Source organism: Mesobacillus sp. (assembly GCF_049588175.1).
In the GTDB taxonomy this organism is placed as follows: Bacteria; Bacillota; Bacilli; order Bacillales; family Cytobacillaceae; genus Mesobacillus.
Genome location: NZ_JBAVFI010000703.1, coordinates 1 through 11146, shown reverse-complemented (window position 1 = coordinate 11146; position 11146 = coordinate 1). Strand labels below are relative to the sequence as shown.

Annotated in this window: 9 protein-coding genes; 5 read left to right on the top strand and 4 right to left on the bottom strand. The window is 41.2% G+C overall.

Annotated elements, in window-relative coordinates:
• Positions 1 to 143: 143 nt before the first annotated feature.
• From WB217_RS17125 to WB217_RS17115, 3 genes are all read left to right on the top strand, one after another.
• A complete protein-coding gene (locus WB217_RS17125) occupies positions 144 to 926 on the top strand; it encodes a fumarylacetoacetate hydrolase family protein (protein WP_423994496.1) in 783 nt (260 codons plus the stop codon).
• Between the two features lie 80 nt (positions 927 to 1006).
• A complete protein-coding gene (locus WB217_RS17120) occupies positions 1007 to 1789 on the top strand; it encodes an IclR family transcriptional regulator (RefSeq protein WP_423994495.1) in 783 nt (260 codons plus the stop codon).
• 386 nt (positions 1790 to 2175) lie between these two features.
• Positions 2176 to 3960 carry an L-lactate permease gene (locus WB217_RS17115; protein ID WP_423994494.1) on the top strand — a complete coding sequence of 595 codons (1785 nt, stop codon included), beginning with the start codon at positions 2176 to 2178 and terminating at the stop codon, positions 3958 to 3960.
• Positions 3961 to 4338: 378 nt separating this feature from the next.
• Here the strand turns inward: WB217_RS17115 and WB217_RS17110 are convergent, their stop codons facing one another.
• Positions 4339 to 4923: a hypothetical protein gene (locus WB217_RS17110; protein WP_423994493.1), complete on the bottom strand. Its 585-nt coding sequence runs from the start codon at positions 4921 to 4923 to the stop codon at positions 4339 to 4341.
• A 223-nt stretch (positions 4924 to 5146) separates the two neighbouring features.
• Here WB217_RS17110 and WB217_RS17105 point away from each other — a divergent pair, with 223 nt between their 5' ends.
• On the top strand, positions 5147 to 5395 hold the full coding sequence (locus WB217_RS17105) for a hypothetical protein (protein ID WP_423994492.1): 249 nt from the start codon (positions 5147 to 5149) through the stop codon (positions 5393 to 5395).
• A gap of 218 nt (positions 5396 to 5613) precedes the next feature.
• On the opposite strand, the gene WB217_RS17100 is transcribed toward WB217_RS17105, so the two are convergent.
• From WB217_RS17100 to WB217_RS17090, 3 genes are all read right to left on the bottom strand, one after another.
• Positions 5614 to 7974: an FdhF/YdeP family oxidoreductase gene (locus WB217_RS17100; protein ID WP_423994491.1), complete on the bottom strand. Its 2361-nt coding sequence runs from the start codon at positions 7972 to 7974 to the stop codon at positions 5614 to 5616.
• Positions 7975 to 8126: 152 nt separating this feature from the next.
• Positions 8127 to 8483: a DUF2294 domain-containing protein gene (locus WB217_RS17095; protein WP_423994490.1), complete on the bottom strand. Its 357-nt coding sequence runs from the start codon at positions 8481 to 8483 to the stop codon at positions 8127 to 8129.
• 73 nt (positions 8484 to 8556) lie between these two features.
• Positions 8557 to 9819 carry an L-lactate MFS transporter gene (locus WB217_RS17090; protein ID WP_423994489.1) on the bottom strand — a complete coding sequence of 421 codons (1263 nt, stop codon included), beginning with the start codon at positions 9817 to 9819 and terminating at the stop codon, positions 8557 to 8559.
• A gap of 469 nt (positions 9820 to 10288) precedes the next feature.
• Between WB217_RS17090 and fdhD the strand changes: the two genes are divergently transcribed.
• Positions 10289 to 11077 carry a formate dehydrogenase accessory sulfurtransferase FdhD gene (gene fdhD, locus WB217_RS17085; protein WP_423994488.1) on the top strand — a complete coding sequence of 263 codons (789 nt, stop codon included), beginning with the start codon at positions 10289 to 10291 and terminating at the stop codon, positions 11075 to 11077.
• Positions 11078 to 11146 lie beyond the last annotated feature (69 nt).

Genomic DNA, 11146 nt, shown 5'->3' with positions numbered 1-11146 from the left:
CGCCAGCCCCGCGGAAAGCGAAGCGCCTGGAACGAAAATCAACAGCCCTGTTTAACAGAGCCAATTTTAGAAGCAACCTGAGAAAAACTTGAGCTTATATACATAGCTCTCTATTAAAATTGAAATTTGAAAGGAGCAATAAAATGAAATTTGCTAGATTTACAATTGACTCAAAAGTATATTCAGGTGTAGTGAACGAAGACACGATACAGGAAATCACGGGTGACATTTTTGGAAGTTGGGATTATTCAGGGAAGGTTTTTTCAAGGGATGAAGTGAGCTTGCTTGCACCCCTTGTTCCAAATCAAGTTATTGGTATAGGTGCGAACTTTGTGGCAAACAAAGAAGATTTACCAGCTGAACTTCCGGAGATTCCAGTATTCTTCTTTAAACCAGTATCCTCAGTTATTGGACCAGAAAAGGAAATCATCATTCCTGAAGGTGCAGAACAGGTGAAATTCGAATCTGAGCTTGCTGTTGTCATTGGAAAGGAAGCAAAAAATATTGCTGAAGCAGATGTTCTCGACTATGTCTTTGGCTATACGATTGGCAATGATGTAACTGCACCAAGGTTTTTCCACCAGGATGGGCACTGGACAATTGGGAAGTCTTTTGACACCTTCACTCCATTAGGGCCGGTTATCGAAACAGAACTTGATCCGTCTTCCGTTAATGTAAAAGCTTCATTAAACGGCGTTGAAAAACAGAACAGCCCAACTGACCTTATGATCATCCCGATAAGAAAAATGATTTCCTATCTTTCAAATGTCATGACACTTAAACCAGGTGACGTTATCCTCACAGGCAGTCCTGTAGGGGCAGAGTTTGTTGGAGCAGCTGATGTGATAGAATGTGAAATTGAAGAAATAGGAACTCTTAAAAATGTCTTCGCATCTGTGAAGGAAAAGTCAGCTGCACACCGTTAAAAGCTGTAAACATAGTGTGCTACAATTAGGTGGCGTATAAAGCACAATTTTAAGAGTGAGGCAGTCTTGAGGTGAGTGGAATGGAAAGAGAGAATGTTGTCAAATCGGTTAGCCGGGCACTTGATATCATTCACTTGGTCGGAATGAAAAAAGGCGGCTTAGGGGTAACAGAGATTTCTAAACAAATTGATATCAATAAGAGCTCTGTATACCGTATTTTATCTACTCTTGCCCAATATGGTTATATAGAACAAGATGAGGAAACCGGAAGATATAAACTCGGATACAAATTTTTGGAAGTCAGTTCTAAGCTTCTTGATTCCATAGACTTAAGAGCAGAAGCAAGACCTTTTCTGCAAGAGCTTGAGAATGAAACCAATGAAGTGATCCATCTTGTTGTGTATGACCAGGGCGAGGTAGTGTATATTGAAAAATTGGAAGGAAACGAAACATTAAGGATGCATTCCAAAGTCGGGAAGCGGGCACCTATGCACTGTACATCTGTTGGTAAAGCAATTCTTGCACACCAGCTATCCGGAGTGGTGCATGAAATTCTCGACCGAAAAGGCATGCCAATGCATACAGAAAAGACGATTACAGATAAAGATGCATTTTTTCAGGAATTAGTGCAAGTAAAGCAAGAGGGATATGCTCTCGACCTGGAGGAAAATGAGAATGGAATTACATGTATTGCAGTTCCGATCTTTGATCATCTGGGTAAAGTAACAGCATCGGTGAGTATTTCTGGTCCGACAATGAGAATGACTGAAGAAAGGCTGCAGCAGCTTAAAAGCAAGATTATCCAAACTGGTTTTCAAATCTCATCAAGGTTAGGATATACAAAACAAAATCAAATGATTTAAACAAGAAAAGTTTGCCTGAATAACAAAATGTTATTTCAGACAAACTTTTTTTACTTTTCTGGCGGGGAAAATCAGAAGTCGGCACTTAAGCCTAGAGTTAATGAAGTAAAATCCCAGAATTTCATCGTTAAATAAATTTATAAGCATAGTTAAAGTTTTAAATAGAAAATAGGTTAACTGGCTAGTAAAGACATGAAAACTAAATTACTTTTATAATATAATAATCTAAATTTTCACAAAATTGTTGATATTTCATCCGTAAGGTTTGTATAATTGGTAATAGGTGTTATATAACAAAATTCTTATAGTTATATAACAATGTTCCGCAATGCGCAACATTGCGGAAAGGTGTTTTCTATTACAAAACAAAAGGGAGATGATTTTTGGTGAGTACTGGAATGCTAGCTTTTTTGTCTTTGCTGCCGATTCTCGCGGTAGGAATTTTCCTGGTCGGACTTAGATGGCCAGCAAGTAAAGCAATGCCAATTTCTTATGTAATTGCAATTGGCCTTGCCTTATTCGTTTGGAAGGTGCCGGGAGCAAATGTAGCTGCCGCCTCCGTTCACGGACTTATTGTAGCAGCAACACTTCTTTACATTATTTTTGGAGCAATTTTACTGTTAAATACTTTACAGGAAAGCGGTGGGATTAAAACGATCCGCCAGGGATTCACTGATATCTCTGAAGACCGCAGGATTCAGGTCATTATTATAGCTTGGTTGTTTGGCTCATTTATTGAAGGGTCTGCAGGATTTGGTACACCAGCTGCGGTTGCAGTGCCTTTGCTAGTGGGGCTCGGGTTTCCCGCAATGGCAGCAGTAGTTGCCGGGATGGTTATTCAAAGTACACCCGTATCATTCGGGGCAGTTGGGACACCAATGCTCGTAGGCGTCTTTACTGGTTTATCAGCCGACACGGGAATCACAAATGACTTTTTAGGTCTTGTAGATATAATCGCTGTGAAAGTTGCTTTCCTCCACATGATTGCAGGTACGCTTGTGCCATTATTTGTTGTATCGTTAATGACAAGGTATTTTGGCAAAAACAAGTCATTCTCTGAAGGAATCAAGATTTGGAAGTTCGCACTTTTCTCATCCTTTGCTATGACGATTCCTTATATTATTGTCGCGAACGTCCTTGGGCCAGAATTCCCATCAATGATTGGCGGCCTGGTAGGACTAGCAATTGTAATTTTTGCAGCGAAAAAAGGATTCCTTATGCCGCCAAAAGAAGAAACTTGGGATTTTGAAGAAAAATCCAAGTGGGATCCTGATTGGATCGGCCAGCTGGAGATTAAGGATGTCGCACACAAAAGTGGCAGTATGAGCATGATGCGCGCATGGGCTCCATATGTTTTGGTAGGAGTATTCCTGGTACTGTCCAGATTGAATTCCCTTCCTATCGCAGAATGGTTAAAATCAAAGGTTGTTGCGCTTGAAGATATTTTTGGTTCTGGGATAACATCGAGCTTCCAGCCTTTATATTCACCAGGAACTATCTTTATCCTCGTGTCTTTAATTACATTCTTCCTTCACGGAATGAATGGAAGCGCATACAGGAAAGCGTGGACACAATCAGGGAAAACGATGATCGCAGCTTCAACAGCCCTGATTTTCACAGTACCAATGGTTCAGGTATTTCTGAATACCGGCGGTGGAGCTGCAGGCTTTGATAAGATGCCGATTGAACTTGCAAATGGAGTAGCAGCATTAGCAGGGGATAACTGGCCGTTATTCTCAACCTTCATTGGAGGAATCGGAGCGTTTATTGCGGGAAGTAATACTGTCAGTAATATGATGTTCGCCCTTTTCCAATATGATGTCGGTTCACAAATCGGTGTAGATCCTACATGGATCGTTGCACTTCAGGCAGTAGGAGGAGCAGCAGGGAATATGATATGTGTTCATAACGTTGTAGCCGCTTCTGCCGTCGTGGGCTTAGTCGGAAAAGAAGGCGCGGTCATACGGAAGACGCTCTTCCCATTCACCTATTACGCATTGCTTTCTGGATCCGTAGGCTACTCAATTGTTTGGTATTCACAGAAAGGAATTTTCAATATTGGATCGTTCATTGCGGTTGCAATTGCTGTTGCTGCGGTATACATTATTGTGACAAACAACAGAAGGTCCGGTTTGCTTTTACAGGAGACACAGCCTGTAGTTAAACAATAAAATCATCATTATTTTTTGAAACTGCATCCTAATTGTTAGCCATAACTAACAATTGGTGATGCGGTTTTTTTCTTTGTAAGCAAACAGTTATTTAATAGAAGGAAAGTGAAAATTTCAGATTTAGTTAAGGATCAACGAAATTCCACTTTGCTATGTGTATTCCACTGTAAATAATAGGTTGTATTAAAGGACGTTGTTGTTTTTAGATTCTTTTGAGTCAAGCGGAAGGCGGGAGCCTGGGGCGGAAATCAACAGACGAGTTGAACAGAGCCAGATAAAAAAGAAACGGTAGATTGATAACCGTTTCTCGTTGGCATTTATCTTTTTTATAAAAATTATTTCTATATAGATTGATTTTTATATTTGGTTCTATATCCACTAGTGTTCATGGTTTCCATCCTGCTGATAATTGTGGCTGCCGGAACCGTCATGGAAATTTTCAGCCCAGTTTGTTCCTAACTGGCTTCCAAAAAGGAGGTAAGCGGAAATAAAGATAAACACCACAATGGGTTTGATCATGCCAGTTATTGAATTAATTGTTTTAGTGGATTTGGGCAAGATTTTAAATAAAAATAACGAACATACTGAGAGAGCCAAAAAGATATTGATGAGGATCAGTGATTTGTCAGGTTCGAGCATCTCACCCAGCATCGCTCCCATCATTCCGCCCATTACACCTGCCATGAAGCCTTCAATTGAACAAGATACGCCCAGTTTGAAACCACACGCAGCCCCGCTTACAGCTCCTATGATCATAGCAAGCAAAGTGGAGTAGAAAAGCTCCCCCTGATAGAGTGTCCCAAGGAAGATTCCAGAAGTTAAGCCAATATTCATTCCAATAGACATAGAGATGGTCATTCCCCTCATCTCTGGCATTTTAGTTTTGTATTTATTAGTTAAAAAGATAGATAGTAAAAGTACGATACCAAGAGTGAAAAAGACAAAAAAATGGAACGTAACCATGTGTAACCTCCTTTTCACCATCTTATGAGAGGGGCGGACAAACCATGCAACCCAGAGAGAATATGCAGAAAATATGAAGAAATACTGATTGCAGCTGCTTACCAGCTTTAAGTAGGAGGGAAGACATTGATTAGTTTCTAAAGACTACCTAGCCCAAGCGGATTTGTAGGTGGACGCATATAAAATTAGTGTAAACATAAATAGATAAGGAGGTAGGTCATTAATGTATCGTTACAGAAATATACATCCAGCAAGAGGCCAGAGATTCATAGGCTTTGGATTGCCATTCCTTGGCGCCTTTGCGGGTGGATTATTAGGCAGTGCATTATTTTATCCACGCCCATTTTATGGGTACCCGCCTTTTGGTTATCCACCAATGTGCTGTGGTCCAGGTGGATACCCAGGTGCTGGATTCTCTGGCGCTGGATATCCTGGTATGGGATACCAAGGTTCTGGCTATCCGAATTATTAATAATAAAGAGCACATAGAATAAAGTCATTTAAGGGGCTGAGCTTTTCATATTGGCTAGTGTTATCGAAGGCTCTGCAATCATGGGAGGTTTTCGAACTCCATTTGGGGAATCCAAAAGAACGAATTAATTCCTTCGGATTTCAGAAACTCTTAAACATGAATAGAATTAGACCTAAAAAAGCTTGCAGACACAAAATCTGCAAGCTTTTTTACTTTTATTATGCTGGAGCATCCAGCTCATCTTCCTCGATCCTTTTTTCGTGGTGTTCAACATCTTTACGTGCATTAAAGCGATCTGCTTTTTCAAGTGTTACTGTAATGTTGTAGTCAGGAATCCCGGCGTACTTCTCGTATCTGCCTCTTGGCAATAAGAAATTTCCTTCTGGGAAGTGGACCTGTACATTTCCTCTTGAAATATCTACGAATTTCGCTCTGCCCTGGAATACTCCGAAGCCGTTGTAGAGCACTATTCCTTCGCCCTCTGCGATGCTAAGGTCCTGGGCATCTTGTGCATTCATCAATACATCATAACGGCCTGCGCCATTCAGTGGATCGACCTCATTGTAAACCATTGAATTGAATTGTTTGCCTCGGCGGGAGGTTACGATGAACTGGCCTTCCTTCTTCCCAAGGTCCGGTATATCGACAGTGATGAGATTTCCTCTGCCGTCAGGAGTAGGGCAGATGCCATCCTCGCATAACCATGCGCCGCCCCATTGGAACACATCTCCTGATTTGCTAAGGTGTTGAATTCCATCGTAATTCGGATTTGCCCTGGCGATTTCATTTCGAATCTCTTGACCATCTGCAAAATCAACCAAGTGAGCAGTTTCGGGCTTGACTCGTTTGGCTAAATCGATGTAAATCTTCCACTCGGCACGCGCTTCCTCAACCTGGTTTTTATTTCCTTCAATTTCCGGGCTAAAATAAACCATTCGTTCCGTAGATGTGGATGTACCGCCGCCTTCTTGCTCATAACGAGTTTTAGCAGGGAGAACGATGACAGCTTCTTTTGCATCAACAAGAGTCGAGGTATTCAGAATGATATCCTGATGTACGCGAATTTCAAGTTCAGACAAGGCTTTTTCAACAAAGATAGGGTCCGGCATCGTTTCCAGGAAATTCCCTCCGGATAAATAATACATTTTTATCTTCCGTTCGTGATCTTCTGGCAGCAGGATATTTTCAAGTGTCATTCCGACGATATCGCCTTGCCATTTTGGAAGCTCGAATCCCCATATATCTTCAATGCGCCTAATATTTTCGCCATAAAAATCTCCGCCTGGTAGAACGAATGGATCAGCTCCCATTTCTCCGCTTCCTTGAACAGAGGAATGACCGCGGAATGGCATGAGACCAGCATATTTTCTTCCCAGGTGACCTCGAAGGAGCGCAAGGTTTGCAACCTGTGAGATATTGTCAGTTGCGAAAGAATGCATCGTCAATCCCAATGCCCATGCGTAAACCGCATTTTTACTGTTTGCCAGCAGCTCGGCCAATTCAATTATGCGTTCTTTTGTAACACCTGAGGAAGTGACAATCTCCTCCCATGACTGTTCCTGGACTTTTTCCTTCAATTCTTCGTATCCGTTAACGTGCTGATCAACAAATTCATGGTTAATAGCTGAACCATGCTGAACTTTTTCCATGTCAAACCAATGCTTCATGATACCATGCATGAACGCGATGTCCCCGCCAATGTTAACCTGGTAAAAATCATCTGCTATTTTTGTTCCAAATAATGCTGATTCAGGATTTGATGGAATCCAATACTCATCCATTGCTGGTTCCTTGTAAGGGTTAACGACAATAATCTTTGTACCCTTTTTCTTTGCTTCAAGCATGTATTTCGATGAAACAGGTGAGCTGTTTGACGCTACGCTTCCCCAAAACAGGAGCACATCCGTGCCAATCCAATCCAAGTAGTTAGAAGTAGAAGCACCAACTCCAATGGAACGCTTAAGGGCAGTCTTGGAAGGGGAGTGGCAAATCCGGCTTGCATTGTCAATATTGTTTGTTCCGAGGAATCGTGATACTTTGCCAGCCACATAATAGGATTCATTTGTAATCCCACGGCTTGTCAGGTAAAAAGCGTACTGTTTTGGATCCAGCTTTTTCATTTTTTCTGCAATCATATCCATTGCTTCATCCCAGGTGATTCGTGAGAAATTTCGTTCGCCTTTTCTGCGGATCATTGGATATGGAATGCGTCCTAGTTTTCGAAGCTGGGTACTGTCATATTTCCTTAATTCATCAATATCAGCATGGAGGATTTCCTTATCGATGGAACCTGCAGTGTTCAAGCGAAGTACATTCAGCCTTGTTGTACAGATGTGTGGTCCATTCAAGGTCTGGTCGTGAAGTCCGGATACACCAAGAGCGCAGCCATCACATACACCTTTAGTTAAAATATTTGTTGCGTAACCGAAGTTATCCCGATTGTCCCAAAGGGTTTTAAACGTATCTCTTATATGTTTAGGCTTTACCTTGCCAAGTCCAAAAGGGATCGGGCTAACCCAATGTTTTGGTGCAGGCATAACCGCTTTTTTCTGTGGTCCTGGATGTTTTGTTTTTCCCAATTTAAAACACTCCTATTATGTTTCTACTAATTATTAAAACTTTGGATTTTAAAGTCTTTGAAATAGAAAAAACCACCGTATACTCAAAACATGTTTTGAGTAATGACGGTGGTTAGTCTTTAGCAGGATCGCTGCCAAGTGCCATACCTTTATTAACAATATTTCGCTTGAATATCCTCATCAAAAACAAAGATGGACATTCCAAAATCACGGTCAATATCTATATCTACAAAAAGTTCGACAAACTTGCATCCGAGGAATTCTTCCATATCAACTGGCGGATTTTTACGGTACATGTCCTTCACCATTTCAGTTCTGGCAGCCCTCAATGCTTGCTTGCCTTCATTGGCAGTGGCAATGAACTTCTCAACAGGAGAAAGGTTTCCTTCCATTTCACAGATTGCCCAGTTTTTGCAGAAGGTAGTGGTAATTTTGCTTGGTCCTTTGCCCATATGCTTTTTTCTGAAGGAGCGGACCAGATTGCTGAACTCTGCCTCGTATTTATTCATACTATCCTCCGGTCATCTGTACAGGTTATGAGATGATAGGTATTTTACCATACGAAGAAGCAATTAAAAAGAATTAACCAGCCAATCTTTCATTTGCTGCATTTTGTTCCCGCAATTTACGAATGTCCCTGCGGATCAAAATCGAAACTACGAGTGCAACTACAAATAGACCGGCAAAGAATGTTAAGCTCGTCGCATAGCTGCCTGTGTTATCCTTCATCCAGGCTGCAAACATTGGGCCTGCTAATCCTGCGGCTGCCCATGCAGTCAAGATATATCCGTGAATCGCACCAAGCTGTTTTGTTCCGAACATGTCTCCAATGAATGCCGGAATTGCTGAAAATCCTCCGCCATACATTGTGTAAACAATCGCTAGCATGACCTGGAAAAGGAATGCTTCTTTTGTATGTGGAAGCAAAGTGAATAATATGATTTGTGTCGCAAAGAATATAGTGTAAGTGTTAGGACGGCCGATATAGTCTGAAATAGAAGCCCATGCAATGCGTCCAAAGCCATTGAAAAGACCCATTACGCCAACAAGTGCAGCTGCTTCTGCGGTAGTCAGCCCGATGCTTTCTTCTGCTAAAGGTTTTGCTGCCGATAGTATGGCAATTCCGCATGTTACGTTAATGAATAGCATAACCCATAAATAATAAAATCTAGAGGTCTTAATCGCTTCATTAGCTGTCAGCTGAGCTAAGTCCTGCTTAATTTTAATTTTTCCTGATTGTGCTTTTTCCTTAAAGCCCTTTGGTGCCCAATCAACAGGTGGTCTTTCTAAGTAAAGGGACGATAGAGTCATGATAATGAAATATGCTGCGCCTAAAATATAAAATGTATTGGCTGTGCCAACAGACTTTATTAACGAATCCATAACCGGGCTGGAAATGGCTGCCGCAAATCCGAATCCCATGATCGCAAGGCCAGTTGCGAGACCACGGCGGTCAGGGAACCATTTCACTAGTGTTGATACTGGTGCAATATAACCTACCCCAAGGCCAATTCCGCCCAATACGCCGTAAGTGATATACAATAGTGGCAATGAGCCAAGATTTACTGCCAGTCCAGAGCCTAATATACCTGCTCCGAAAAAGCCTGCTGCCAGAAAACCAGCTTTTCTCGGTCCGTGCTTTTCAACAAAATGTCCAAGAAAGGCCGCTGATAAGCCTAAAAAAAGAATAGCGAGGCTAAATGTAAATTGAACCTGCTTTGATGTCCAGCCGAATTCTTCAATCAATGGATTCGTAAAGTTGCTCCAGGCATATACTGATCCAATGGAAATATGAATTCCCACTGCCGAAGCTGCAATAAGCCAACGATTCTTTGTTTTTTTCATCCTTTGTTCCCCCTTATTTCCTTTTGGAAAATCTCTTAAAAACTGTAATCTGTCAAATAGCGATACCATGCTTGAATATCAAACATCCGTTCAAGAAAATGAAGTATGTAAAATGCCAAAAAAACAGAAAAACCGCCAACTTCTTTAAATCCCCTAGGCAGCGGGGGATGACTAAAGAAAGATTGACGGTTAGTACTAAGCAGGTTTCGCTACTATCGGACCAACTGCTAATCGCTTACATTTCCATTGGACATCTTAACCGACGACAGGGTCGCTATCTCGAATCAAAATGTTACGGATTTGTGAACTTCAAAAAAATTCTATCACTTAATAAATGCAGATGCAACACCTATTAAGCTTGCTAAATCAATTTTACACTATGAATGTGTTGTAAATATTTCTTGTGAAAAAGATGGGATTGTGTTTAGATTTTAATATTCTCAAAATCTTAGAAGCTAAGGTGAAGACAATGTTGGAAAATATGAGTGATAAATATATCATTACAAAATATTTAAACGGACAATTCCAGGATGTGGAGGATGTCATCGTCAATGAGTTTCCGTTGACAATCTTTGTGAATGACGTGGAGTTTGCAACCATGGTCTGTACACCAACACATTTTGAGGAAATGGTTGTCGGTTTTCTGGCATCAGAAGGAGTCATACGTTTCTACAGTGATATTCATTCCATGAGTATTGATGAAAGCCGTGGGTATGCTTATGTCATGCTAAAAGCGGAAACCACCACTAACCAGCAATATTACTCTAAACGTTTTATTGGTTCCTGCTGCGGAAAAAGCCGCCAATTCTATTTCCATAATGATTCCAGGACTGCGAAAACTTCAACAGCAAAAACGACGATTACCGCTTCTCAAGCCATTGCACTTATGAACGAGATGCAAAACAATTCACAGGTCTTTCAGGAAACAGGCGGAGTACATAATGCAGCCCTTTGTAATCCTGAAGAAGTGTTAGCGTCAAGGACGGATATAGGAAGGCATAATGCCTTAGATAAATTATTTGGCTATAGCATTTTGAACCGAGTGCCTGTCCGTGATAAAATCATTGTTTTCAGCGGCAGGATTTCCTCTGAAGTACTATTGAAAGCTGCGAAGATCGGGGTAGGGATTGTCCTTTCAAAATCTGCTCCAACCGACTTGGCAATCAAGCTGGCAAAGGATTTGAATATTACAGCAGTTGGTTTTATCCGCGGCAGTTCTTTTAATGTATATTCTTGTCCGGAGCGGATTGTCGAGTAGTTTGTAACAATGATTTTTAAGCAGGTTGTTTAGGTTTGTCTTTGGGTAAATATTATTTTTAAATAATCC

Coding starts and splice junctions, on each gene's coding strand:
- WB217_RS17125 (WP_423994496.1), top strand. CDS start 144: ATGAAATTTGCTAGATTTACAATTGACTCAAAAGTATATTCAGGTGTA.
- WB217_RS17120 (WP_423994495.1), top strand. CDS start 1,007: ATGGAAAGAGAGAATGTTGTCAAATCGGTTAGCCGGGCACTTGATATC.
- WB217_RS17110 (WP_423994493.1), bottom strand. CDS start 4,923: ATGGTTACGTTCCATTTTTTTGTCTTTTTCACTCTTGGTATCGTACTT.
- WB217_RS17105 (WP_423994492.1), top strand. CDS start 5,147: ATGTATCGTTACAGAAATATACATCCAGCAAGAGGCCAGAGATTCATA.
- WB217_RS17095 (WP_423994490.1), bottom strand. CDS start 8,483: ATGAATAAATACGAGGCAGAGTTCAGCAATCTGGTCCGCTCCTTCAGA.
- WB217_RS17090 (WP_423994489.1), bottom strand. CDS start 9,819: ATGAAAAAAACAAAGAATCGTTGGCTTATTGCAGCTTCGGCAGTGGGA.
- fdhD (WP_423994488.1), top strand. CDS start 10,289: ATGTTGGAAAATATGAGTGATAAATATATCATTACAAAATATTTAAAC.